The organism is Frondihabitans peucedani (assembly GCF_039537585.1).
GTDB lineage: Bacteria > Actinomycetota > Actinomycetes > Actinomycetales > Microbacteriaceae > Frondihabitans > Frondihabitans peucedani.
Genome location: NZ_BAABAU010000003.1, coordinates 387,585 through 411,938, shown reverse-complemented (window position 1 = coordinate 411,938; position 24,354 = coordinate 387,585). Strand labels below are relative to the sequence as shown.

25 protein-coding genes are annotated in these 24,354 nt (G+C 72.1%); 17 read left to right on the top strand and 8 right to left on the bottom strand.

All coding sequences use genetic code 11. The features are described 5' to 3' along the window. Positions 1-112: 112 nt before the first annotated feature. Genes ABD733_RS13385 through ABD733_RS13375 form a run of 3 tightly spaced genes read left to right on the top strand, consistent with a single transcriptional unit; the run spans position 113 to position 2,909 of the window. Positions 113-397 (top strand): hypothetical protein, encoded by a 285-nt coding sequence (locus ABD733_RS13385; RefSeq protein ID WP_344797015.1) that lies wholly within the window; start codon positions 113-115, stop codon positions 395-397. Between the two features lie 47 nt (positions 398-444). Then, positions 445-2,067 (top strand): ABC-F family ATP-binding cassette domain-containing protein, encoded by a 1,623-nt coding sequence (locus tag ABD733_RS13380; protein WP_344797013.1) that lies wholly within the window; start codon positions 445-447, stop codon positions 2,065-2,067. Next, positions 2,064-2,909: an NAD-dependent epimerase/dehydratase family protein gene (locus tag ABD733_RS13375; RefSeq protein ID WP_344797011.1), complete on the top strand. Its 846-nt coding sequence runs from the start codon at positions 2,064-2,066 to the stop codon at positions 2,907-2,909. Before ABD733_RS13380 ends, ABD733_RS13375 begins: the two co-directional genes overlap by 4 nt. Before the next feature lie 140 nt (positions 2,910-3,049). Here the strand turns inward: ABD733_RS13375 and ABD733_RS13370 are convergent, their stop codons facing one another. Then, positions 3,050-3,892, bottom strand: coding sequence for an NAD-dependent epimerase/dehydratase family protein (locus ABD733_RS13370; protein WP_344797009.1), 843 nt, complete (start codon positions 3,890-3,892; stop codon positions 3,050-3,052). Positions 3,893-4,020: 128 nt separating this feature from the next. Here ABD733_RS13370 and ABD733_RS13365 point away from each other — a divergent pair, with 128 nt between their 5' ends. From ABD733_RS13365 to ABD733_RS13340, 6 genes are all read left to right on the top strand, one after another. Beyond that, entirely contained in the window at positions 4,021-4,854 is an 834-nt protein-coding gene (locus tag ABD733_RS13365; protein ID WP_344797007.1) for an aldo/keto reductase, read from the top strand. A 3-nt stretch (positions 4,855-4,857) separates the two neighbouring features. Beyond that, a complete protein-coding gene (locus tag ABD733_RS13360) occupies positions 4,858-5,781 on the top strand; it encodes a LysR family transcriptional regulator (RefSeq protein ID WP_344797006.1) in 924 nt (307 codons plus the stop codon). 301 nt (positions 5,782-6,082) lie between these two features. Beyond that, the gene (locus ABD733_RS13355) at positions 6,083-6,484 is read left to right on the top strand and encodes a hypothetical protein (protein WP_344797004.1); all 402 of its coding nucleotides are present in this window, start codon (positions 6,083-6,085) and stop codon (positions 6,482-6,484) included. A 103-nt stretch (positions 6,485-6,587) separates the two neighbouring features. Beyond that, the gene (locus tag ABD733_RS13350) at positions 6,588-7,079 is read left to right on the top strand and encodes a hypothetical protein (protein ID WP_344797002.1); all 492 of its coding nucleotides are present in this window, start codon (positions 6,588-6,590) and stop codon (positions 7,077-7,079) included. A 111-nt stretch (positions 7,080-7,190) separates the two neighbouring features. Next, the gene (locus tag ABD733_RS13345) at positions 7,191-7,469 is read left to right on the top strand and encodes a hypothetical protein (protein ID WP_344797000.1); all 279 of its coding nucleotides are present in this window, start codon (positions 7,191-7,193) and stop codon (positions 7,467-7,469) included. A gap of 152 nt (positions 7,470-7,621) precedes the next feature. Further along, positions 7,622-10,279, top strand: a complete 2,658-nt coding sequence (locus ABD733_RS13340) for an excinuclease ABC subunit UvrA (protein ID WP_425552919.1) — start codon at positions 7,622-7,624, stop codon at positions 10,277-10,279. 75 nt (positions 10,280-10,354) lie between these two features. On the opposite strand, the gene ABD733_RS13335 is transcribed toward ABD733_RS13340, so the two are convergent. From ABD733_RS13335 to mobA, 5 genes are read right to left on the bottom strand one after another with little or no spacing between them, the layout of a single operon-like run. Then, the gene (locus tag ABD733_RS13335; protein WP_344796997.1) at positions 10,355-12,661 is read right to left on the bottom strand and encodes an FdhF/YdeP family oxidoreductase; all 2,307 of its coding nucleotides are present in this window, start codon (positions 12,659-12,661) and stop codon (positions 10,355-10,357) included. Further along, complete coding sequence (fdhD, locus tag ABD733_RS13330; RefSeq protein WP_344796995.1) at positions 12,658-13,587, bottom strand: formate dehydrogenase accessory sulfurtransferase FdhD; 930 nt, start codon at positions 13,585-13,587, stop codon at positions 12,658-12,660. The genes ABD733_RS13335 and fdhD overlap by 4 nt, the downstream gene beginning before the upstream one ends. Before the next feature lie 30 nt (positions 13,588-13,617). After that, the gene (locus ABD733_RS13325; RefSeq protein ID WP_344796993.1) at positions 13,618-14,802 is read right to left on the bottom strand and encodes a molybdopterin molybdotransferase MoeA; all 1,185 of its coding nucleotides are present in this window, start codon (positions 14,800-14,802) and stop codon (positions 13,618-13,620) included. After that, positions 14,799-15,056: a DUF6457 domain-containing protein gene (locus ABD733_RS13320; protein WP_344796991.1), complete on the bottom strand. Its 258-nt coding sequence runs from the start codon at positions 15,054-15,056 to the stop codon at positions 14,799-14,801. Before ABD733_RS13320 ends, ABD733_RS13325 begins: the two co-directional genes overlap by 4 nt. A gap of 8 nt (positions 15,057-15,064) precedes the next feature. Continuing rightward, positions 15,065-15,706, bottom strand: coding sequence for a molybdenum cofactor guanylyltransferase (gene mobA / locus ABD733_RS13315; protein WP_344796989.1), 642 nt, complete (start codon positions 15,704-15,706; stop codon positions 15,065-15,067). A 65-nt stretch (positions 15,707-15,771) separates the two neighbouring features. Between mobA and msrA the strand changes: the two genes are divergently transcribed. Together msrA and ABD733_RS13305 are read left to right on the top strand one after the other, a co-directional pair. Next, positions 15,772-16,290: a peptide-methionine (S)-S-oxide reductase MsrA gene (msrA, locus tag ABD733_RS13310; RefSeq protein WP_344796987.1), complete on the top strand. Its 519-nt coding sequence runs from the start codon at positions 15,772-15,774 to the stop codon at positions 16,288-16,290. A gap of 102 nt (positions 16,291-16,392) precedes the next feature. Then, on the top strand, positions 16,393-17,199 hold the full coding sequence (locus ABD733_RS13305; protein ID WP_344796985.1) for a glycosyltransferase family 2 protein: 807 nt from the start codon (positions 16,393-16,395) through the stop codon (positions 17,197-17,199). Here ABD733_RS13305 and ABD733_RS13300 read toward each other — a convergent pair. After that, positions 17,133-17,756 (bottom strand): DUF2238 domain-containing protein, encoded by a 624-nt coding sequence (locus ABD733_RS13300; protein WP_344796983.1) that lies wholly within the window; start codon positions 17,754-17,756, stop codon positions 17,133-17,135. The genes ABD733_RS13305 and ABD733_RS13300 overlap by 67 nt on opposite strands. Then, positions 17,753-18,607 carry an endonuclease/exonuclease/phosphatase family protein gene (locus ABD733_RS13295; RefSeq protein WP_344796981.1) on the bottom strand — a complete coding sequence of 285 codons (855 nt, stop codon included), beginning with the start codon at positions 18,605-18,607 and terminating at the stop codon, positions 17,753-17,755. Before ABD733_RS13295 ends, ABD733_RS13300 begins: the two co-directional genes overlap by 4 nt. Positions 18,608-18,900: 293 nt before the next feature. On the opposite strand from ABD733_RS13295, the gene ABD733_RS13290 reads away from it, so the two are divergent. The 6 genes from ABD733_RS13290 to lepB are packed head-to-tail and all read left to right on the top strand — an operon-like array spanning position 18,901 to position 24,263. Further along, on the top strand, positions 18,901-19,527 hold the full coding sequence (locus ABD733_RS13290) for a M15 family metallopeptidase (protein ID WP_344796979.1): 627 nt from the start codon (positions 18,901-18,903) through the stop codon (positions 19,525-19,527). Further along, a complete protein-coding gene (alr, locus tag ABD733_RS13285; protein WP_344796977.1) occupies positions 19,524-20,765 on the top strand; it encodes an alanine racemase in 1,242 nt (413 codons plus the stop codon). The genes ABD733_RS13290 and alr overlap by 4 nt, the downstream gene beginning before the upstream one ends. Beyond that, positions 20,762-21,745 (top strand): D-alanine--D-alanine ligase family protein, encoded by a 984-nt coding sequence (locus ABD733_RS13280; protein WP_344796975.1) that lies wholly within the window; start codon positions 20,762-20,764, stop codon positions 21,743-21,745. Before alr ends, ABD733_RS13280 begins: the two co-directional genes overlap by 4 nt. After that, positions 21,742-22,944, top strand: a complete 1,203-nt coding sequence (locus tag ABD733_RS13275; RefSeq protein ID WP_344796973.1) for a sensor histidine kinase — start codon at positions 21,742-21,744, stop codon at positions 22,942-22,944. Before ABD733_RS13280 ends, ABD733_RS13275 begins: the two co-directional genes overlap by 4 nt. After that, positions 22,941-23,600 carry a response regulator transcription factor gene (locus tag ABD733_RS13270; RefSeq protein WP_344796972.1) on the top strand — a complete coding sequence of 220 codons (660 nt, stop codon included), beginning with the start codon at positions 22,941-22,943 and terminating at the stop codon, positions 23,598-23,600. The genes ABD733_RS13275 and ABD733_RS13270 overlap by 4 nt, the downstream gene beginning before the upstream one ends. 9 nt (positions 23,601-23,609) lie before the next feature. After that, on the top strand, positions 23,610-24,263 hold the full coding sequence (lepB, locus tag ABD733_RS13265) for a signal peptidase I (RefSeq protein ID WP_344796970.1): 654 nt from the start codon (positions 23,610-23,612) through the stop codon (positions 24,261-24,263). Positions 24,264-24,354 lie beyond the last annotated feature (91 nt).

The window sequence follows — 24,354 nt, the reverse complement described above, 5'->3', positions numbered from 1 at the left end:
GGTCGGCGGTCCGTCCCCCCCCCCCCCCCCGGTCCGCCGGCGCTTCGCACCCGCTTCGCACACGCTCCGCCCCCGCTCCGGTCCGCGCAGGACGCGGGCGTAGGCTCGCGCCATGCCGCACATCGTCTACGCCGGTCAGAGGATCGCGATCAGCTCGCAGCAGCTCGTCGACATCAAGGACCGCCTGCGCGAAGCCTCCTCGGCCGGGACGCCGGTGGAGCTCGACGTCCTCGACAAGGAGGGCAACGCCAGCTGGCTCCTCTGGACCCCGGGCGCACCGATCGTCATCAACGACGGCGACGTCCCTGCGCTGCCCGAGTTCCCCTTCCCCGACCTCTCGGCACTCGGCTTCCCCGGGCCGCCCGAGCCCCCGGCCCAGCGGCGCGTCGGCTTCTAGCCGGCTGCGAGCGGCCCGCGACCAGGCGTCCCTGCGAGACTTGGCGCATGAGTCTTGTGCGCCTGGCCGATGTGACCGTCCGATTCGAGGGTCGTCCGGTGCTCCGCGAGGCGTTCCTCCGCCTCGACGCGCGCGACCGCGTGGGACTGATCGGCCGGAACGGCTCCGGCAAGACGACGCTCCTGAAGCTCATCCTCGACCGCCTGCAGCCCGACGAGGGCACGGTCACCGTCGAGCAGGGTGTCCGGATCGGCTACTTCTCGCAGTTCTCCGAGCTCAACGGGTCGAAGACGATCGTCGAGGAGCTCGAGGGGCTGTTCGACGACATCCACGCGGTCGAGGCCGAGCTGGCCAGGATCGAGACGGACATCCCCGTCGTCGCCATGGACCCCGACGGCGGCCTCGACGCCCTCCTCGAGCGGCAGTCCGAGCTGTTCGCCGAGATGGAGCGCCTCGGCGGCTGGGACTACCAGCGCAGGATCGACACGGCCCTGTCGACCCTCGGCTTCGCCGACTCTCATCGAGACCTCCCGATCGACGACCTCTCGGGCGGCTGGCGCAACCGGGCGGCCCTGGCGAAGATCGTGCTCGGCGAGCCCGACGTGCTCCTCCTCGACGAGCCGACGAACTTCCTCGACGTCGCCGGAGTCGAGTGGCTCGAGGCGTGGTTCCGCGACTTCACCGGTGCCGCCGTCGTCGTCTCGCACGACCGGAGCTTCCTCGACGCGGTCGCCACCCGGATCGTCGAGGTCGAGAACTTCCACCTCCACGAGTACCCCGGCGACTTCGCCGAGTACATCGTGCAGAAACAGTTCCGGCTGAAGACCCTCGAGGCCCAGTTCGTCCACGAGAACGAGCTGCTCGCGTTCGAGGCGGAGGGCATCAGCGACCGCCGCGAGGCCGCGAAGGCGGCCAAGTCGAGCGGGCAGACCCTCGGCAAGGAGCTGTCGAAGATCAAGAAGTCGCGCACGCCGCGCCCGGTCGACCAGATCATCACGGAGATCTACGCCGGGCTCCACGTCAAGGACGTCCTCTGCCGCGTCGACGACCTCGGCAAGGGCTACGGCGACCGCCCGCTGTTCGAGGGCCTGTCGTTCGAGGTGCGGCGCGGCAACCGCATCGTCGTCACCGGGGCCAACGGGTCGGGCAAGAGCACGCTGCTCCGCATCCTGGAGGGCGTCGAGAAGCAGGATCACGGCACCGTCGCCTGGGCGGGCGGCGCCCGCGTCGTGTCGTACAACGCGATGCTCGAGGCCCTCGATCCCGCCGACACGGTCACCCACGCCGTCAACGCGCTGCCCGACAGCCTCGCCCTCACGGCGACCCGCAAGTCGGTCGGCCGGTTCCTGGCGATGTTCCAGTTCTCCGAGGCCGACCTCAAGAGCCGCATCGGCAGCCTCTCCGGCGGTCAGCGGGCCCGGGTGGCGATGGCGCAGTGCCTGCTGTCCGGCGCCTCGGTGCTCCTCCTCGACGAGCCGACGAACCACCTCGACCTCGCCAGCACGCAGGTGATGGAGCGGGCCCTCGTGCACTTCCCCGGTGCTGTCGTCGTCGTCAGCCACGACCGCTTCTTCAGCGACAAGGTAGCCAACCGGAGGCTCGTCTTCCCCGCGGCGGCCGGCGATCCGGGCGGCGCGTCGTCCCGCGAGCTCGAGGTGACGGCGGCGTGAGCGCGAAGATCCTCCTCGCAGGATGCGGCGACCTCGGCACCGAGGTCGGCCTCCGCGCCCGGGCGGCCGGCTCCCGCATCGTCGGGGCGCGACGCCGCGCCGAGCTCCTGCCCGAGTCGTTCGAGAAGCAGTCGGTCGACCTCCGCACCGGCCGCCCGATCGTGGGCGACGACGTCGACCTCGTGGTCGTGTCGCTGACCGCGGGCGACCGGACCCCCGAGGCCTATCGCGCCGCGTACTTCGACGGACTCCGGAACGTCCTCGACGCCGTCGACGAGTCGGCAGCCGACCCGCGCGTGATCCTGGTCTCGTCCACCGCCGTCTACGACGTCGACGACGAGTCGGAGGTCGACGAGGGGACACCCGCGACCGGCCTCACCGCGACGGGGGCCGTGCTGCTCGAGACCGAGCAGCTGCTCCGCGACCGGGTGGCGGAGGGCGTGATCCTGCGTCTCGGCGGCATCTACGGCCCCGGCCGCGAGCGCCTCATCGACCAGGTGCGCCGCGGGGGCATCCACGAGCCGCACGTCTCGCCGTTCACGAACCGGATCCACCGCGACGACGCGGCGCGCGCGATCCTGCACCTCGCAGCCCTCGAGTCGCCGCCCCGGCTGGTGCTCGGCGTCGACGACGAGCCGGCGCGGCTCGGTGACGTCCTGCGGTTCCTGGCGGCCGAGATCGGAGCCGACGCCCCGGGCACCGCCTCCCGCGACCGCGAGCGGGCCGGCAGCAAGCGCTGCAGCAACCGGCTGCTGCGCTCGACCGGCTTCGTGTTCGACTACCCCACCTACCGCGAGGGCTACCGCGCCGTGCTCGCCGGCGCCGGCACCCGCCACCCCTGACGCGCCCAGCGCCCCTGCGCCCCCCCCCGCTCCCAGCCCCAGCAAAACCCTCGCGATCGGCCGCCGCGGTGGTCCTAGGACCACCGCGCCCGCCGATCGCGAGGGTTTGAGTGCGCCGGGGCAGCGCAGCGCAGCGCGGGCTAGTCGCGCCAGCTGTGCTCGGGCTCGTACCCGAGCAGCCGCCGGGCCTTCTCGATCGACAGCAGCGTCTCGGTGCCCGACACCTCGCGCTTCAGCGAGACGTCCGGGAACACCTCCGCGGCCAGGTCGGCGCTCGGGCGCGACATGACGGTGTCGGCGGCGGCGATGATGTACGCCTCGAAGCCGGGCTTCGCGTTCTCGAGTGCCTTCGCCACGGCCTGGGCACCGTCGCGGCCGTCGATGTAGCCCCAGAGGTTCCACTTGCGGAGCGTCGCGTCGGCGTCGAACGACGGGAACTCGGCGTAGTCGTCGGGGTTCATCACGTTCGAGAAGCGGAACGCCGTGATCGACAGCGTCGGGTCCCAGCGCACGAGCTCCTTCGCCATCGTCTCCTCGAGGTGCTTGACCAGCGAGTACGTGCTCTCGGGGCGGGCCGGGTACTCCTCGTCGACCGGGATGTACGGCGGGTCGATGTCGAAGGGGAGGCCGAGCACGGTCTCGCTCGAGGCGTAGACGACGCGCTTGATCCCGGCGCGACGCGCGGCCTGGAAGACGTTGTAGGTCGACAGGATGTTGTTGTGGAACGTCGCCGAGTCGGGCAGGATCGCCGGCGCCGGGATCGCTCCGAGGTGCACGATCGCGTCGAACCCGGTCTGGTTCACCTCGTCGATGCCCAGGATCGCGTCGACCACCTGGCCGTAGTCGGTCAGGTCGATCTGGATGAACCCGCGTCCGCGCGTGCCCGCCCGGTCGAGGTTGACGACGTCGTGCCCGTCGTCCTTCAGGCGCGTGACGACGCTCCGTCCGAGCTTGCCGCTTCCGCCGGTGACTGCAATCTTCATCGATCGTTCCTCTCGTGGCCGTGTGCCTCGCCCATCCTGCACCCGTGCGCCACTCATGAGACCAGGTTCTGAAAGCCATGACCATTTTCCATTTGACGTCACGAACGGCGCTTTCTAGATTCAGGATCATGACGGACACCCAGACCACCATCCCGCTCCTGTCGAACACGAGCATCCCGCAGCTCGGCTTCGGCGTCTTCCTCGTCGACCCCGCAGACACCCAGCGCGTCGTCGAGGACGCTCTCGAGGTCGGCTACCGCCACATCGACACCGCCACCGGCTACGACAACGAGAAGGAGGTCGGGCTCGCGCTCAAGGCCTCCGGGATCCCGCGCGACGAGATCTTCGTCACGACGAAGCTCCGCAACGACCACCACAAGGCCGGCGACGTCGAGGGCGCCTTCGAGCGCAGCCTCGAGGCGCTCGGCCTCGACGCCCTCGACCTCTACCTCATCCACTGGCCCATGCCCGCGAACGACCACTACGTCGACACCTGGAAGTCCTTCGAGACCTTCCATGCCGACGGCCGCGCGAAGGCGATCGGCGTCAGCAACTTCCTCGTCCCGCACCTCGAGCGACTCCTCGCCGAGACCGAGGTCGTCCCGGCCGTCAACCAGGTCGAGCTGCACCCGGTCTTCCAGCAGCGCGAGCTCCGCGCCTTCCAGGCCCAGCACGGCATCGTCACGGAAGCCTGGGGCCCGCTCGGTCAGGGCAAGTACGACCTCTTCGGCATGGCGCCGATCCAGGCGGCCGCGTCGGCGCACGGCATGACGCCGGCGCAGGTCGTGCTCCGCTGGCACCTGCAGACCGGCAACGTCGTGATCCCGAAGTCGAACCGCAAGGAGCGCATGGCCGAGAACCTCGACGTCTTCTCGTTCGAGCTCGACGCCGACGAGATGGCCGCCATCGACGCTCTCGACGAGAACCGCCGCGTCGGCGGGAACCCGGCCGAGATCAACTGACCCGTGGATCTCCGCCAGATGGAGTACTTCGTCGCGCTCGCCGAACAGCAGCAGTTCACGCGCGCGGCGGAGGCGACCCGGGTGTCGCAGTCCGGGCTCTCGGCGGCGATCCGCACCCTGGAAGACGAACTCCAGACGCCGCTGTTCACCCGCACCACCCGGCGCGTGGAGCTGACGGGGGCCGGGCGCGCGCTGCTGCCGCACGCCAAGGCCCTCCTCGCCCAGGCGGTGGCCGGCCGCGACGCGGTGGTCGCCGCCCGGGGCGAGGTCACCGGCGAGCTCCGGGTGGGCGGCGAGCAGTGCCTCGGCGTCATCGACCTGCCCGACCTCCTCACCAGCTTCCGCCGCCGCTACCCGAAGGTGACCATCACCTTCGAGCAGGCAGGATCCGGGGCGCTCCTGTCTCTTCTGCGCGCCGGCGACCTCGACATCGCGTTCGTCGCGACGGCCGAGCAGGATCACGCCCTCCCCGCCCGGGGCTCGGCGTCGTCGGCGCCCGCGGTCACCGAGCTCGCCGTCGAGCCGCTCGTGTTCCTCTGTCCTCCCGACTCGCCCCTGGCGCGCAAGCCGCAGGTCGCCTTCCGCGACCTGGAGGACGAGACCTTCGTCGACTTCCACCCGACCTGGGGCGTCCGTGCGATCAACGACCTCGCCTTCCGCGAGCGCGACCTCGACCGCCGCGTCGGCCTCGTCGTCGGCGACGTGCACACACTGCTCGACTTCGTGCAGCGCGGTCTCGGCGTTGCGATCGTGCCGCGTCCGATCGCGAACAAGCCTCAGGCGCAGGGCCTTGCTGTGCGTCAGCTCGACGATCCTGCGGCGCCCCGCTGGTCGGTCGGGATCGCCACGCCCCCCGGGGACCGCGCCGGGACACTCGCCGCGAGGCTGCTGGAGCTGGCGACGGTGCGGGATCCTGCGATCGCCTGAGTGGCACCGAGTGGACGAGGAGTCAGCGGCCGCCGCCGCTCCGCCGCTGCTACCGCGCGGGTAGTTCGTGGGCCTGGACATCGCCCTGCGGCTCGCACGACGCCGGAGCCTCTTGCCTTCAGCCCGGCTGGCGTTCGAAGCGGCATCGGCATGACCTAGTGTGATCGCTGGGGGCAGTGGTCATCATCACGAAGTCGAGAGAGGGGGCGCTTCGAAGATGGCAGCAGGAAGACCGCGAGTCCTTCGCGGCCCCCGATTCACCGCCTGGCTCTGGCTCGGCTTGGGCGTCCTCTATGTCGCCATGGGTGCGCTCTTCTTCGTCCTCGGCATCACGCAGGGGTTGCACTCGAGCGGCCTCGTGTGGGGAATCGCCTCCGGCCTGGTAATCGGTGCGCTCGGCTCCGTCTGGATCATGCGTGCCCTGCATGCCCGAGTGGAACTCAGCGAAGACACGCTGTCCATCTTCGGGTATGTCCGGACCCGGCGCATCGCGCGCGCTGCCATCATCGGATTCGGAAGCAACGGAAGTGTGGAATGGACTTCCGAAGGGGGCGCACAGCGGTCGGCCATGATCTTCGTTCTCGGTCAGATGCGACCCGTCGCGGGACCGCCACCCCCACTTCAGCAGCACTTCGCGAACGATGACCTCGACGTCATCAAGAAGTGGGCTGAAGAAGATCACCCGCTGACCCAGAACTGGTGACCACTCACCAGTCAGCCGCACCTCGAAGAACCGTCATGGTGGAAGGACCGAGGCACCCGAAGCGGGGCTGGAAGGCGTCGTCGTGCTCCGGCACCATGTCCACATGACCCGCATGCTCACCCGCTCGATGGCAGCTCTTCTCACCGGGCTCGTCGTCGTGGCGACGGCAGGATGCACGGGCACAGTCACGCAGGATCGCGGCGAGGACGCCTGGACGCACCGAATGGAGGTGCTGCTCTCCGATCCGCACGGCGACGGTGGTGCTTCCGCTACCCTCACCAGCGAGTCGGGCACGAAGACGGCCAGCGCCCTCGTGGAGCTGTCGACCGTCGATCCTGGCCGGTTCGACGTGCTGTCCGTCTGCCGCGGCTCCGGGGTCGTTCGCGTCAGCGTCCTCCATCGCAGCCCGGAGAACAACTCGGGGACGTTCAAGCCGCTGACCTCCAGGAACGTGGTCTGCGGAGCGACGACACGACTCCCGATAACGATCCCCAGCCACGACGTTGTCCTCAAAGCGACGGGCCCCACGGGCAGCGACTGGGTGGCGGAGATCGTCACGCGCGGCTGGGAGCCGCAGCCGGACTCCGTCGAGTGATTCCCTGGGCTGCCATGGAGCCCGTCGGCTGTTCGTGTACGTGAACCGGATGCTGCGTGGGGAAGGAGACGAGGACCGGCGCCGTGCCCGCTTCCGGCCTACTCTTCTCACGTGACCTCGCCCATGCAACGTCGAAATCGAATCGACAGCGGCCGCCGCAGAGGCACCTTCTTCATCTGGCTGGGCGCCATCCTGATTTCTTTCTGGGCGGCCTTGGCGATCTGGGATGGATTCCATGTCTTCACAGCGTTCGAGCTTGCCCTGGGTGCGTCTTTCGTCTTGCAGGGAGTCGTTCGCCGTCGCGCTGCCGCGAAGGCGCTCACCGCTCTCGAGGCGGAACACGGGCCGAACGCGGGATATCAGGAGCCGGTCCAGCGGCCTCGGAGATGAAGCGGCGCATTTCCATCTAGGCGATGGCTCTGTGACGAGCATTTGGCCGAGAAGTCCTCGCGAGATCGCAGAGTCATGCTCCTGTGGAAGGTCGTCCTCCGGCCACCTGCCTCCGCCACCCGCTCCCAGCAGCGCCGCCTACGGTAGGACACTTGGATACGCACAGCACCACCTCAGCAGGCGCCCCCGGGCGAGACGCGCACGACCGACGGTTCGACCTCGTGGAGGTGCGCGGGGCACGAGAGAACAACCTCCGGGGCGTCGACGTCGACATCCCGCGCGACGCGCTCGTCGCGTTCACCGGGGTGTCCGGCTCCGGCAAGAGCTCGCTGGCGTTCGGCACGGTCTACGCCGAGGCGCAGCGCCGCTTCTTCGAGTCGGTGGCTCCGTACGCGCGGCGCCTGATCGACCAGGTCGGGGCTCCCGACGTCGACCGGATCGACGGCCTGCCGCCCGCGGTCGCCCTCCCGCAGCAGCGGAGCGGCGGCACCGCCCGCTCGACGGTCGGCAGCGCGACCACCCTCGCGAACGTCGTCCGGATGCTCTTCTCCCGCGTCGGCACCTACCCGGCCGGGGCCCCGATGCTCCTCGCCGAGGACTTCTCGACGAACACCGTCCAGGGCGCCTGCCCGACCTGCCACGGGCTCGGGCGCGTGTACGACGTGCCCGAGGAGCTCATGGTCCCCGACGACTCGCTGTCGATCCGCGACAAGGCGCTCGCCGCGTGGCCGACGGCCTGGCACGGCAAGCAGCTCCGCGACAGCCTCGTCTCGCTCGGCTACGACGTCGATGTGCCGTGGCGCGACCTCCCGCGCGACAAGCGCGACTGGGCGCTGTTCACCGACGACTCGCCCCAGGTGCCGATCTACCGCGACCTGTCGCCGAAAGAGGTGTGGGCCGCAGTGGCGGCCGGCGACGAGCCGTCGTACATGGGCACGTTCCTCGGCGTGAAGCGGTACGTGCTCGACACCTTCGCAGGATCGAAGAGCGCCAGGATGCGGGAGCGCGCGGCCGAGTTCATGGTCAGCGTCGTCTGCCCGACCTGCGACGGCAAGCGCCTGAAGCCCGACGCCCTCGAGGTCACGGTCGCCGGGCGCGACATCACCGAGGTGCAGGCGATGCCCCTCCACGAGGTCCGCGACCTGCTCGAGGGTCTGCTCGTCGACGACGGGGCGGCCGCGCACCTCTCCGCCGAGCAGCGCCTGGCGTCCCAGCGGCTGGTGAACGACCTCCGCGGCCGACTCGCCCCGCTGATCGACCTCGGTCTCGGCTACCTGTCGCTCGACCGGACGACGCCCACCCTGTCGTCGGGAGAGCTCCAGCGGATGCGCCTCGCCACGCAGGTGCTTTCGAAGCTCTTCGGCGTGGTCTTCGTGCTCGACGAGCCGTCGGCGGGCCTCCACCCCGCCGACACCGAGTCGCTCCTCAGCGTCCTCGACACCCTCAAGGCGACCGGCAACTCCGTGTTCTTCGTGGAGCACTCGCTCGACGTGATCCGGAGGGCCGACTGGATCGTGGACATCGGGCCGGGCGCCGGCACCGAGGGCGGCCGGGTGGTGTACTCGGGGCCTCCGGAGGGGCTGCGCGACGCGGGGGAGTCGGCCACCAGGAGGTACCTCTTCCCGGATCCTGCGCCGGACGCCTCTGCGCCGGACGCCTCTGCCCCGGCTGCCCGCCGCCCGGGCGACGGACGCCTCGAGCTCCTCGACGTCACGCGGAACAACCTCGCCGGCGTCTCGGTCGCGTTCCCGCTCGGCGCCTTCACGGCGGTGACCGGTGTCTCGGGGTCCGGCAAGTCGTCGCTCGTCACGCAGGCGCTGCCCGACCTGCTCGCGGCGAGCCTCGCGACCCGGGTCGACGACGCCTCGGCCGGGAGCGCCGACGCGCCGGGCACCGGCGCCGACGTCGAGGCGACCGACGAGCAGGGCGAGGGCGCGCAGGATCTCCTCCTCGGCGACGCCCCGCAGGCGACCACCGGCCGGGCGGTGGGCCCCGAGGGCAGGCTCCGCCGCGTGGTCCAGGTCAGCCAGAAGCCGATCGGCCGCACCCCGCGCTCCAACGTCGCCACCTACACGGGTCTCTTCGACCGCATCCGGAGCCGCTTCGCCGCCACCCCCGAGGCTCGGCGACGCCGCTACGGGGCCAGCCGCTTCTCGTTCAACCTCGCGCCCGGGCGGTGCCCGGTGTGCAAGGGCGAGGGGACGATGGAGGTCGAGCTGCTCTTCCTGCCGACGGTCCACGCGGTGTGCAGCGCCTGCCACGGCACCCGCTACAACCCCGAGACCCTCGAGATCGAGCTCGACGGCAGCACGATCGCCGACGTCCTCGCGATGAGCGTCACCCGCGCCTCCGAGTTCTTCGCGGGCGACGCCGACGTGGCCCGCCACCTCGACGCCCTCCTCGACGTCGGGCTCGGCTACGTGTCGCTCGGCCAGTCGGCCACCGAGCTGTCGGGCGGCGAGGCCCAGCGGGTGAAGCTCGCCTCCGAGCTCCGCCGCGGCCAGCAGGGCGACACGCTCTACCTCCTCGACGAGCCGACGTCGGGCCTGCACCCGCAGGATGCCGACCGGCTCGTCGGCCACCTGCAGCACCTCGTCGACGGCGGCAACACAGTCGTCATCGTCGAGCACGACATGCGGGTCGTCGCGCAGGCCGACTGGGTCGTCGACCTCGGCCCCGGAGCGGGCGACGACGGCGGCACCGTGCAGGCGCAGGGCACCCCCGAGGAGGTCGCCGAGAACCCGACGAGCGTCACCGCGCCCTTCCTGCGGGCCGCCCTCGCGGCGAGCGCGCCCGCGGCAGCCGGCTAGCGGCCGGGCCGGCTGGGGCCCGGCCAGCAGACGGTTCGGCCCGGGCCGGCCGGGGCCCGGGCCCCGACCGACCGCTCAGACTACGGCCGGCACCGCCGCCGGAACGACCCGCACGAGCACGGCCTTCGACACCGGCGTGTTGCTGCCGATCGCGGCGCTGTCGAGCGGCACCAGCACGTTCGCCTCGGGGAAGTACGCGGCCGCGCAGCCCTTGGCCGTCGGGTACGACACGACCCGGTAGTCGCGGAGCACCCGCTCGACGTCGTCGGTCCACTCGGTGAAGACGTCGACCCGCTGGCCGTCGACGAGGCTGAGCTCGGCGAGGTCGTCGGGGTTGATGAAGACCACCTCGCGCCCCTTCTTGATGCCGCGGTAGCGGTCGTTGAGGCTGTAGATCGTGGTGTTGTACTGGTCGTGCGACCGGAGCGTCTGCAGCAGCAGCCGCCCCTCCGGGCGCTCGACGTGCTCGAGGTCGTTGACCGTGATCATCGCCTTGCCGGTCTTCGTCGGGAACGTGCGCGAGTCGCGGGGTCCGTTCGGCAGGACGAAGCCGTCGCGGCTCCTGACCCGCCGACTGAAGTCGCTGAACCCCGGCACGACGCGGCTGATGTGGTCGCGGAGCATGTCGTAGTCGTCCTCGAACGACTGCCAGTCGATCGGCTGACGGTCGCCGAGGGTCGCCTGGGCGAGACGGCTGACGATCGCGATCTCCGAGAGCAGGTCGGGCGCGACCGGCGGCACCTGGCCGTGGCTCCCGTGCACCGAGCACACGGTGTCCTCGACGGAGACGAACTGCGGGCCGGCCTTCTGCACGTCGATCTCGGTGCGTCCGAGGGTCGGCAGGATCAGCGCCTCCTCGCCCACGACGGCGTGCGACCGGTTGAGCTTCGTCGACACCTGCACGGTCATCTCGGTGCCGCGCATCGCCTTCTCGGCGAGCTGGGTGTCGGAGATGGCGGCGACGAGGTTGCCGCCCATGCCCATCCAGAACTTGATCTCGCCCTTCTGCATGCCCTTGATGCCCTTGAGCGCGTCGACGCCGTGCTCGCGCGGGGGCGAGAAGTGGAACTCCTTCTCGAGCGCGTCGAGGAACTCGTCGGAGACCTGCTCCCAGATGCCCATGGTTCGGTCGCCCTGCACGTTGCTGTGGCCGCGGATCGGCGAGGCGCCGGCGCCGGGCTTGCCGATGTTGCCGCGGAGCAGCAGGAGGTTGATGATCTCCTTGATCGTGTCGACGGACTTCCGGTGCTGCGTGATGCCCATCGCCCAGGTGATGATGACCCGCTCGGAGTTGAGGTAGCGGCGGGCGAGCTCGTCGATCTCGGTGGAGGCGAGCCCGGTGGCGAGGAGGACCTCGTCGTCGTCGACCTGCGCGATGTGCTCGCGGAACGCGTCGAGCCCGGTGGTGTGCTCGGCGAGGAAGGCGTGGTCGAGCACCGTGCCGGGGTTCGCGTCCTCGGCGGCGAGCACGCGCTTGGCGACGGCCTGCAGCAGCGCCATGTCGCCGCCCAGCCGGATCTGCAGGAACTGGTCGGCGATGTCCGTGCCGCGCCCGACGATGCCGCGGGGCACCTGCGGGTTCTTGTAGCGGCGGAGACCGGCCTCCGGCAGCGGGTTCACCGCGACGATCTCGGCGCCGTTCCGCTTCGCGTCCTCGAGGGCGGTGAGCATCCTGGGGTGGTTGGTCCCGGGGTTCTGGCCCAGGATCATGATCAGGTCGGCCTTCTCGAAGTCGTCGTAGGCGATCGTCGACTTGCCGATCCCGACCACCTCGGCCATGGCGAGGCTGGTCGACTCGTGGCACATGTTCGAGCAGTCGGGCAGGTTGTTGGTGCCGAAGGCCCGCACGAAGAGCTGGTAGATGAACGCGGCCTCGTTCGAGGTGCGGCCGGACGTGTAGAACGACGCCTGGTCGGGGCTGTCGAGCGAGTTCAGCTTGCCGGCGATGAGGTCGAAGGCCTTCTTCCAGCTGACCTCCTCGTAGTGGTCGCTGCCGCGCGGCTTGTGCACCGGCTTCGTCAACCGCCCCTGCATGCCGAGCCAGTACTCCGACTTGTCGAGCAGGTCGGTGATCGAGTGCTCCGCCCAGAAGCTGTCGGGCACGAGCACCGGGTTCGCCTCCCAGGTGACCGCTTTGGCGCCGTTCTCGCAGAACTCGGCGACCTTCCGGTGGTCCGGGTCGGGCCAGGCGCAGCTCATGCAGTCGAAGCCGTCCTTCTGGTTGAGCGACGTCATCAGCTTGACGGTGCGGGCGAGGCCCAGCTGCTTGATCGCGGGCTCCATCGAGTGCAGGACGCCGGGGACGCCGGCCGCCCACGATCGGGGTTCGCCGACCTCGAGGTCCTTGTCGCTCACGTCGTCGATCGGGGGCTTCTCGGTCACGGGCGCGTTCCAATCGTCACGGGGGTGGGAGTGCTGGTCGAGCTGCTGGCGTGGGAGTGCGCGTCGGTCGAGGCGTCGGTCGACGCGGGCGGGTCGCCCTCGCCGAGGCGGTCGGGCCGCGAGTACGCGACCATGCTGGTGCCGCGGAGGAACCCGACGATCGTCACGCCGAGCTCGGCGGCGAGGTCGACAGCGAGCGACGACGGCGCCGACACGGCGGCCATCATCGGGATGCCGGCCATAGACGCCTTCTGGGTGAGCTCGAACGAGGCCCGGCCCGATACCATCAGCACCATGCCGGTCAGCGGCAGGAGGTTCTCCTTCACGGCCCAGCCGACGACCTTGTCGACCGCGTTGTGGCGCCCGACGTCTTCGCGGAGCACGAGCATCCTGCCGGTCCGTCCGTCGAAGAGGGCCGCGGCGTGGAGGCCGCCGGTCTTCTCGAAGACGTCCTGGCCCTGGCGCAGCAGGTCGGGGAAGGTGGCGAGGAGCGCAGGATCGACGACCACCGGGTCGTGCAGGACGGCGTGCTGCGACTTCGTGCGCACCGCGTCGATCGACGCCTTGCCGCAGAGGCCGCAGGAGCTCGTCGTGTAGAACGCCCGCTCGAGGCTGGGATCGGGTGCCGGGACGCCGGGGGCGAGGGTCACGTCGAGCACGTTGTACGTGTTGAGGCCCTCCTCGGTCGCGCCGGCGCAGTAGCGGGCGGTGAAGAACTCGTCGCCGCGCGAGATGACGCCTTCCGACACGAGGAAGCCGGCGGCGAGGTCGAAGTCGTTGCCCGGGGTCCGCATCGTGATGGCGAGCGACTGCCCGCCGACCCGGATCTCGAGCGGCTCCTCCACCGCGAGCGTGTCCATCGTCCTGGTGGCCCCGGCTCCGACGGTGAGGCGGGTCACCTGCTTCCGCGCCGTTATTCGTGCCATGACGACAGGTCTACCCTCCCGACCCCGGGATCACCAGGGCAGAGCCAGCGAACGCACCGGGTCGCCGCGTCTCGCGCCGCCCTGGGGCACCACGAGAAGCCCGTCCGCCTCGGCGAGCCCGCGGAGCATCGCCGACGACTGCCGCGCCACGGGCCGGGCGAGACCCTCGTCGTCGAGGCGGTACGCCTGCAGGAGGACGCCCGGCCGCGGGTGCTCGACGTCGACGGCGAGCGAGACCGAGCCCGGCCGGGTCTGCGGCCGCCCGAGCAGCCCGTCGACAAGCGGGACGCCGATAGCGACGAGGCAGGTCAGCGCCGCCATCGGGTTGCCCGGGAGACACAGGTGCAGGATCCCGGGGCGCCGGGCGAGCAGCAGCGGCTGGCCCGGCCGCATGGCGACGCCCTCGACGACCAGCTCGGCGCCCAGGCGGTCGAGCGCGGCTCGCACGTGGTCGGTGCTGCTGTGGGCCGTGCCGCCGGTCGTGATCAGGAGGTCGACGTCGGAGCGACCCAGCGCCTCGACGGTCTCGTCCAGGTCGTCCGGGGCACGGGCGGCACTGTCGCAGACCGCACCGAGCGAGCGCAGGATGTCGGGCACCGACGGGCTGAACACGTCGCGCACCGTCCCGGCCGCGGGGATCCCGGAGCCCGTGACCTCGTCGCCCAGCACCGCCAGGGCCGCCCTGGGCTGCCGGACCACCGTCACCTCGTCGAGGCCGCAGACGGCGGCCACCGCGAGGCGCGGCGGGGTGAGCGTGGTCCCCGCGGCGAAGAGCAGGTCGCCGGGCTCGGCCTCCTCGCCCGCCAGCCGGACGTGGCGCGGGTGGCGTCGCCCGGGATCGCCGCCGTCGACCAGGCGGCCCGCCTCGAGCCGCCCGGACTCGGAGCGGAGCACGCGGTCCGCACCGACCGGGACCACCGCGCCCGTCGTGATCGGCCGGGCCTGACCCGCCCGGAGGGGCGCGGACGGCACGACGGGACCAGCGACGACCGGGTCGCCGAGCGTCCAGGGCCCGTCGCCCGCGACCGCCCAGCCGTCCATGGCCGACGCGTCGAAGCCGGGCACTCGGGTCAGGGAGCGGACGTCCGCGCCGAGGGTGCGCGCGGCGGCAGCGCGGAGGGGGACCACCTCGGCGGGACGCCGCGCAGCGAGTCCCGCCGCGTGCGCGGCCTCGCGGGCCTCGGTCCAGGAGGGGCGGACCAGGCGGGCGGTCACTCCTGCTCGGCGGTGGCCAGCAGGCGCGCGATGGCCGTGGCGCGCTCGATGTCGGGAGCGGTCCCGCCCTGGAGGCCGGCGGCCAGACCGACGAGGAATGTGGTCAGTGGGGCCGCGGGGCGCGCGACGCCGTGCGCGGCGTCGCGGGCCAAGTCGAGGACGGCCGCGATGTCGACGGTCGTGTCGTCGGGGAGGTGGAGCGCCTCGGAGAGCCTCGCGGCCCAGGCGTCGAGGTCGGCGGGTGTGTCGGTCATGCCCTCACCTAACCAGCAGTCGCTCCCGCTCCGCCGGAGACGCCCAGCCGCCGCGCGTCGTCGGCGGTGTCGACGTCGGCGGCGAGGCCGACCGCGAGCGGCACCTCCACCAGGTCGGCGCCGTCGAGGAGGCGCCGGAACGACAGCCCGACCAGACCGGAGCCGTCGCCTCCGGCAAGCTCCGCCAGGCGCGCCGCGAGGGGCGCGGTCCGGTAGAGCGCGAGCAGCGGCTGCCGCCGGCCCTCCTCGTCGACCGCGACGCAGCCGAAGCCCTCGGGCGAGTCGTCGGCGAGAGCTGCACCCCGGAGCAGCGCGCGGACCGCCCCCGGAGCACTCGGCAGATCGCAGGCGAGCACCAGCGTGCGGGGGGAGGAGGTGGCGCCGAGCGACCGCAGACCGGCGCCCAGGGCGGCGACCGGACCCGACCACGGCGGGCTCTCGCGGGTCAGGATCGCGTGCGGCGGGGGAGCGGTGCCGGGGCGGAGGCCGACCACGGCGGTGGCCCGGGCATCCTGCGCGGCTTCGAGCGCGAGGTCGAGGAGGGTGCGGCCGCCCACGGTGAACGCGGTCTTGTCGGCGCCGCCCAGGCGGGAGGCGCGACCGCCGGCGAGCAGGACGGCGTCGAACGGGAGGCGCTGCATGAGGAACATCCTGCGCCCCTTCGCTGTTGGAGGCTGTGGTGCCACAGCCAGCGGCACGAACAGGGAGGAACCCAATGACCACCACCGACACAGCGATCCTCGCCGGCGGATGCTTCTGGGGCGCGCAGCAGCTGCTCCGCCGCCGTCCGGGCGTCATCTCGACCCGCGTCGGCTACTCGGGCGGCGACACCCCGAACGCCACCTACCGCAACCACGGCACGCACGCCGAGTCGGTCGAGATCGTCTTCGACCCCTCGGTCATCAGCTACCGTGACCTCCTGGAGTTCTTCTTCCAGATCCACGACCCGTCGACGAAGGACCGCCAGGGCAACGACGTCGGCGTGAGCTACCGCTCGGCGGTCTTCTACACCTCCGACGAGCAGAAGCGCGTGGCGCTCGACACCATCGCCGATGTCGACGCCTCCGGCCTCTGGCCGGGCAAGGTCGTCACCGAGGTCACCGCCGCGGGCCCCTTCTGGGAGGCCGAGGAGGAGCACCAGGACTACCTCGAGAAAGACCCCTACGGCTACACGTGCCACTACGTGCGGCCCGGCTGGAAGCTGCCGCACCGTGAGGAGGCCGTGACCGCGTAGTAGCGGCCCCGGAGCACCTGCTCGGAAGACCCCGTCGAGACCCGTCTCGGCGGGGTCTTCCGCGTTCGGCGCCGATCAGCGCCGGCGACTACCGTTCACGTCGTGACCACGCACGACCGCCCGACCGTCTCCGTCGTCGTGCCCGTGAAGGACGACGCGCGCCCCCTCGAGCGCTGCCTCGCCTCGCTCGCCCGGCAGACGGTCGCCCCGCTCGAGGTGCTCGTGGTCGACAACGGGTCGTCCGACGACTCGGCGGAGACCGCAGCCAAAGGGGGCGCGACGGTCCTCTACCAGGGCACACCGGGCATCGCGGCGGCCAGCCGCACCGGCTACGACCGCGCCCGGGGCGACGTCATCGCGCGCATCGACGCCGACACCCGCCTCCCCGCCGACTGGATCGAGACCCTCGTCGAGGCCTTCTCGTCCGACGCCGCGGTCGACGTCGTCACCGGCCGCTCGATCTTCACCGACGGACCGAGGCGGGCCCGCAGGATCGCCGCCCTCCTCTACCTCGGCGCCTACTACGCGCTCGCGGGCCTCGCCCTCACCCATGTCCCGGTCTTCGGCTCCAACTTCGCCATGCGGCGGGAGGCCTGGGAGCAGGTCCGCGACGAGGTGCACGACTCCGACCGCCTCCACGACGACTTCGACCTCTCGTACCACCTCGGCCGGCGGTACCGGATCCGGCTCCTGCCGCAGCTCCGCTCGGGAATCTCGATGCGTCCGCTGATCGGCGGCGGCGGGGCGCTCCGGGTCCGGCGGGGATTCAGCACCGTGGTCGTGCACTGGCCTCACGACCTGCCGTGGCTGCGACTGGCGCGCCGGGTGGCCCTCCGCCGACGTCAGCGGCTGAGCGCGCTCTCGCGGACTGCCGCACTGACCGGCCGGTCGTCGTCGCCGTCGCGGTGAAGGAGGAACGGCAGCGCCAGCCCCGCCACGAGACCGCCGAGCCCGTCGTAGGCGAGATCGCCGACCGTGTCGACGTAGCCGACGACGATCCCGGGGTCGATGAAGGTGTGCCCGGCCCACTCGCCCATCTCCCAGAGCGAGCCGAGGCCCAGGCCGACGAGGGTCGCTGAGGCCGCATGCGCGGCGCGGTGCCCGTCGAGCGCGGGCAGGAAGCGGATGCGCTGCGCGATCAGGACCAGGAGCGCCACGAGGCACCCGGTGAGGACGCCGTGGACGAGCTTGTCCCAGCCGATCACCCGCGTGTAGAGGTGGAACACGTTGCTCCACGCCGCAACGAGGCAGCTCACCCCCGTCGCGACGTCGAGGGCGCCCCGCGCCCCGAGAGCCCGCGGCACCAGCGTGCCGAGGAGCGCGAGCATGAACACGGCGAACTCGATCGCGCCCCAGCCGACGGTCGCCACCACCACGCTCACGACGGTGAGGGCCCGGACGACGTCGGCGGCCACCTCCGAGGCACTCGAGGGTCGACGGAGGAAGGCCTGACTGATCGCACTCACCCCTCCGATGGTGCTCCTCCGTCGGCTCCCGCGTCCCAGCGGACGACGGCGTGCACCGGATCGTGATCCGACACGGCGACCCCCAGCGGCCGAGCGGCGTCGACCCCGGCCGCATCGACGGCGGTGCCCCTGGAGACCAGGATCCAGTCCAGGCGCCGGGCACCCACCCGCGGTGGCCGGTAGTGCGAGTAGCTGCCGAAGCCGGGGTCCAGGCGCTCGCGGGCCAGGTCGAACGAGTCGGCGAGCGGGCCTCCGGTCAGGGCGCGGTGGGTCGCCGATCCTGCGCCCGTGTTGAAGTCGCCGAGGACGGCCGCGGGCGCGTCGAGGCTCTCGACCTCCGCTCGGATGAGGCCGGCAGCAGCCCGACGGGACCGCTCCGAGAGGTGGTCGAGGTGCGTGACCAGCACGTGGAATCGCGTGAGGGTCGCCCTGTCCTGGAGCTCGACCTGGACGACGATCCGCGGGAAGAGGTTGCCGAAGGAGCGGCTGCCGGGCACGCCGGGGGAGTTGGAGAGCCACCACGTGCGCTCCCCGACGATCCGCAGGCGCTCCGCGTCGACGTGCAGCTCGCAGCGCTCGCCGAGGCCTCCGCGCTCGCGGCCGGAGCCCGCCGAGACGTACCCGTCGCCGAGCATCGCCTCGACCTCGCGCGACTGGTCGGGCAGCACCTCCTGCAGCCCGAGGATGCTCGGGCGCTCCACCTCGAGGAGCCGCGCCAGCGCCGGCCGCCGCGTCTCCCAGCGGTCGGCGCGCCCTGGCCGCCACGCGGGCATCCGGCGGCGCAGGTTCAGCGTCATCAGGTGGAGGGCGGGCGGCTGCACCTCGCCGACGAACGGCGGTGTCTCGGGCATGGGCCCATCGAACTCCTGCCTCGCCGACGCAACGCATGAGATTCTCGCCTCGGGCTCCGTTCCAGTGGGATCGGGAGGGGGCCGCGGGAGAATCTCCTGCAGTGGCGAGCGGGGCCGCGAGAGGGCCGAGGTGCACGATTCTCGGGCCGAGAGCGTGCAATTCGGCCCGCTCGAGGGGGAGCGGCTGACGGAGGCGGCGTCGTCCGCGAGGACGAGGCGCCTCCGCCTGCAGGACCGGCGGCGGCGACTCCGGACCGAAGCGCTCCGGCACAGGCTCCTCATAGCTTCGGAGCATGATCGTTCTCCTCTCCGACCCCCTCGTCTCCCGGATCCCGGTCGCCGACGACGGCGAGCCCCTCGTCCGGCTCGGACGCGCGTTCGGCGACGCCGGCGCCCTCGTCCGCCGCTCGCTCGCCGACCGGCTCGAGGCGGCGGCCGCAGCGCTCCCCGCCGGGTTCGCCCTCCGCGTCGTCGAAGGGCACCGCTCGCCCCGAGACCAGCTCGCGATCATCCGCAGCTACTCCGGCCGCCTGCGGAAGCTCCATCCCGCGGTCGACGCCGACCGGCTCCGCACTCTCACCAGCCGCTTCGTCTCGCCGCTCGAGGTGGCGCCGCACGTCGCGGGCGCGGCCGTCGACCTCACCCTCGTCGGCCGAGGCGCCCGCCCCCTCGACCTCGGCACCGAGGTCGACGCCACCCCCGAGCAGAGCTCCGGCGCCTGCTACTTCGCCGCCACGAACATCTCGGACGACGCCCGCGCGAACCGCGAGACGCTCGCCGCCGCTCTCGGCGGAGAAGGTCTCGTCAACTACCCGACCGAGTGGTGGCACTGGAGCTACGGCGACCGCTACTGGGCGCTGATGACCGGTGCTGCCGAGGCGCTGTACGGACCGGTCGACCGGCTGGAGGTCGTCGCGTGAACCGGCCGCAGACGCTCCGGGTCGCCGGGCGATCCCCGATCCTGCTCGAGATCGACACCGACGCGATCTCCGACAACACGCGCCTCCTCGCAGCCCGGACCCCGAAGGAGCTGCTGGTCGTCGTCAAGGGCGACGGGTACGGTCACGGCGCAGCCACGCTCGCCCACGCGGCCGTCCGGGGCGGCGCGAGCTGGGTCGGCGTCACCGGGATCGGCCACGGCGTCGCCCTCCGCGAGGCGGGGATCGGCGTTCCCATCCTGAGCTGGCTCCACGACGGCGAGATCGATCCCGGTGTCGCAGCCGGCGAGTGCATCGACCTCGCCATCGGCTCCTTCGACGATCTCGCTGCGGTGGCGCGCTCGAGCCGCCGGGTCCGCGTGCACCTCAATGTCGACACGGGCCTCGCCCGCGAGGGGTTCGCCGAGGCCGACTGGGTGCGCGCTGCGGCCCTCCTCGCCGACGCCGAGCGGAAGCGCAGGATCGCCGTGGTCGGCCTCATGAGCCACCTGGCGTCGGCCGACGTCCCGGGTCACCTGGCGAACGGCGCGCAGCGTCTCGCCTTCGAGCGCGCTCTCGCGGTGGCGCGGGCCGCGGGTCTGCGGCCGACGATCACGCACCTCGGGGCGACGTCCGCGGTGCTGACGGCGCCGGAGACGCCGGGCACCCTCGTGCGGGTCGGCGCGGGAACGGTCGGGATCGACCTCACTGCGACGACGGAGCTCCGCGGCGCCATGACGCTGACCGCGCCGCTCCTCGACGTCCGCGAGGTGGCCGCAGGCACGGCGTCGGGCTACGGGCACCTCTGGCGGTCCGACCGGGCCACGCGCCTCGGCCTCGTGCCGGTCGGGTACGCCGACGGCCTCCCTCGCGCGGCGACGGCCCTGCGCCCGCGCACGGCGGGATCGGCAGCGGGATCGGGACCGGAGGTCCTGGTAACAGGCCGCCGAGTCCCGGTCGTCGGGCCGATGTCGATGAACGCGCTCGTGGTCGACCTCGGTCCGGACGGGCCGGCGCGACCCGGCGATCCCGTGACCGTCTTCGGAGCACCTCGCGCGAGCGCCGCGGGATCGCCGGAGTCGGCCACCGCACCGACAGTCGCCGAGTGGGCGGCCTGGGCCGGCACGATCCCGCAGGATGTCGTCACCTCGGTCGGCCGCGCCCTGCCCCGCGTCGTCGTCGGCTCGGCCGCGTCGGGCGCCGCGTGGGAACGACGCCGCACCGAGCGGAGGTCCGCGTGAGCGCGCGGAGGCGCGTCGCCGTCCTCGGCGGCGGCCGCAGCAGCGAGCACGACATCTCGCTGGCGTCGGCGCGCGGCGTCGCGGCAGCCCTCGATCCCGACCGCTACGTGGCCGTCCCGCTGACCCTCGAGCGCACGAACTGCTGGACCGATCCCGACGGCCGCAGCCTCGATCTCGCCGGGGCCGTGACGGCGCTCGCCTCCTGCGACGTCGCTGTCCCGATGCTCCACGGCCGCGGCGGCGAGGACGGCACGATCGCGGCACTCTGCGATCTCGTCGGCCTCCCCTACGTGGGATCGGGCGTCCTCGCTGGCGCCTCGGGCATGGACAAGTGGGTGACCAAGCTCGTCGCGGAGGCGCTCGGGATCGCCACAGCCCCCGGGATCCTGCTCACGCCTCGAACGGCGCAGGATCACGTCTGGTCCGGCCCCGTCGTCGTCAAACCCGTGACCGGGGGTTCGAGCCACGGCGTGGCCCTGGTGCGCGATCCCGCTGATCTCGCGGCCGCGCTGGCCGACGCGTTCGAGCTCGACGACCGGGTCCTCGTCGAGGAGCTGGTGTCGGGACGGGAGATCGACATCCCCGTGATCCTGGGCCCGGACGGCCTCCGCACCGGACCCGCGGTCGAGATCGTCGTCGACGGCGTCTTCGACTTCGACACCAAGTACGGCGGGTCGGCCGATCTCCGCATCCCGGCCCCGCTGGACGCAGTCGACCTCGAGGCCCTCGAGACCTGTGCGCTGACCCTCTTCGACGGCCTCGGCTGCCGCGGGGTCGCCCGCGTCGACTTCTTCCTCACCGAGGCCGGGCCGGTGCTCAACGAGGTCAACACCGCACCGGGCTTCACCTCGGAGTCGCAGGTGCCGCGGAGCTTCGCCGCCGCAGGGCTCGGCTACCGCGACCTCCTCACGGAGTTGATCGAGTCGGCCGTCGGCGAGGGGGCCGCTAGGGTCGTCGGGGGAGGGCGGGTGAACCGATGACGATCGACTGGGCGCGGCTGTTCTCGTCGCGCGTGTTCCGCGTCGATCTCGTCACCGGTCTGATCATCGCCGTCCTCGGGCTCGTCCCCGGCTGGATCGACCTGACGCGTCCGCACCTCATCACCGTCCTCTTGGCGATCGTCGCCACGGCACTCCGGCGGTCGATGCCCGGCACCGCCCTCGCGGCCACCTGGATCCTGGCCGTGTTCGAGCTCTGGCTCGGCGAGCGGCCGAGTCTCATCGCGCTCACCTACGTGCTTGTCCTCTACGCGGTCGCCCGGGTCGGCAACCGCTGGCAGATCTACGCCGGAGGCGTGTCCGTCGTCTTCGGCGGGGTCATCGCCTCCGTCTACCTGTACCGGACCGGCGCGCGCTTCACCGAGTTCGCCTACGGCTCCTACGCGCAGACCATCATCGTCCTGCTAGCCCCGCCGGCCGTCCTCGGCCTGGCGTGGCTCATCGGCCTCACGGTCCGGTTCTTCTTCTCCCGGAACGACGAGTCGGAGCTCCGCCTCGTGGCCGAGTCCGAGGCGCACCGGGCCCTCGACGTCGCCGCCGAGGAGCGCGCCCGGGCCTCGATGGCGCGCGACGTGCACGACATCGTCGGCCACTCGCTCGCGGTCATCATCGCGCAGGCCGACTCCGTCGAGTTCCTCGACGACACCGACCGGATCCGGGCCGTCAACGCGACCATCGCGGACACCGCCAGGAGATCCCTCCGAGAGGTCCGCGAGGTCCTGAGCGGGACCTCGACCCCGGTCGCCGACGACGCGCCGCAGGATCTCACCGCGCTGGTCGAGCAGGTCCGTGCGGCAGGGGTCGTCATCGAGCACCGGCTGCGCGGCGAGCGGCGGGTCCTCGATCCTGCGCGGTCGGTCGTGGTGCGGCGCGTCGCGCAGGAGATGCTGACCAACGCGCTCCGGCACGGCGCCCCCGGCGAGCCGGTGCTCTTCGCCGAGTCGTGGCGGTCGGGCGACGTCGTGCTGGAGGTCGAGAACGCCGTCGTCGGGAGGGTCGCCGAGGGCGGCGGGCTCGGCGTCGAGGGGATGCGGGCCCGGGTGACGGCCGTCGGCGGGTTCCTCGAGGCGGAGGGCCTGGAGGGCGTCTTCACGGCGCGCGCCAGGATCCCCGTGCCGGCGACCGCCGATCCCGCCGAACCCGGCCAGGCCGTGACCACCACCCCGAAGGAGGACGCATGATCAGGATCGTGCTGGTCGACGACCAGGAGCTGTTCCGCGGCGGCGTGCGCGTCGCCCTCGACGCGCAGGGCGACATGGAGGTCGTCGGCGAGGCGTCCGACGGCGCGGAGGGCCTCGCGGTCATCGCCGGGACCCGCCCCGACATCGTCCTGCTCGACATGCGGATGCCGGTCCTCGACGGGCTCCAGACCGTCCGCGCCCTGTTCGGACCGGACGGCCCGCAGGATCCGCCCCGCGTCATCGTCCTGACGACCTTCGCGCTCGACGCCGCGGCCGCCACCGCCATCCGCGCCGGAGCCAGCGGCTTCCTGCTGAAGGACGCCACGCCGGCGTTCCTCGCCGCCGCCGTCCGCGCGGTGCACGCCGGCAGCAGCGTGCTCGCCCCCGACGAGCTCGGCCAGCTCTTCGGCCTCGACGTGCAGGCGGCCCCGCCGCCTCCGCCGCCGCCCGCGTTCCGCACGCTGACCAACCGCGAGCGCACCATCTTCGAGCTCGCCGCCCGCGGCTTCTCGAACACCGAGATCGCCACGCGCGAGTTCGTCAGCGAGTCGACCGTGAAGACGCACGTGTCGAGCGTGCTCGGCAAACTCGGGCTCCGCGACCGGGTGCAGCTCGTCGTCTACGCTCACGACAACCGCCTCCTCCAGGGCGGCTAGAGTCGCCGCATGCCCTCCCGCCGCACCCGCCGGCCCGCGCGGTTCGTCCGCGACCTCGTCGTGATCCTGCTCGCCGCCCTCGTGATCTCGTTCGTGCTCAAGACCTACGTCGTCCGGTCCTTCTACATCCCCTCGGGGTCGATGGAGAACACCCTGCAGATCAACGACAGGATCGTCGTCGACGAGCTGGTGCCGAAGGTGCAGCCCCTGAAGCGCGGCGACGTCGTCGTGTTCACCGACCCGGGCGGCTGGCTGCAGGGAGCCGAGCTCGCCGACGGGAACAACCTCGTCAAGCGCGTGATCGGGCTGCCCGGCGACCGGGTGTCGTGCTGCACGACCTCGAGCCAGACCGTCGTGAACGGGCACGCGCTGACCGAGCCGTACGTGAAGGAGCCCGAGAACGCCTTCCAGACGAAGAGCGCCGACGCGGCGTTCTCGGTCACCGTCCCGGCGGGGTCGGTCTGGGTCGAGGGCGACAACCGGGGGAACTCCGAGGACAGCCGGTTCCACCAGTCGCTGCCGACGGGCGGCTTCGTGCCCGAGAAGGACATCGTCGGGCGCGCCGTCGTCATCACCTGGCCGCTGCCGCACTGGTCGTGGCTCGGCAGCCACCCCGACACGTTCCGCGACGTGCCCGCGCCGACGGCGACGCCTGCGCCCTGACGTCGTGCCGGGCCGAGGCTGCGCCCGCTCCGCGCCTGCTCCGCGCCCGCCCCGTGCCGGACGCGTTCTGCTGTGGGCGGAACGGCTCGCG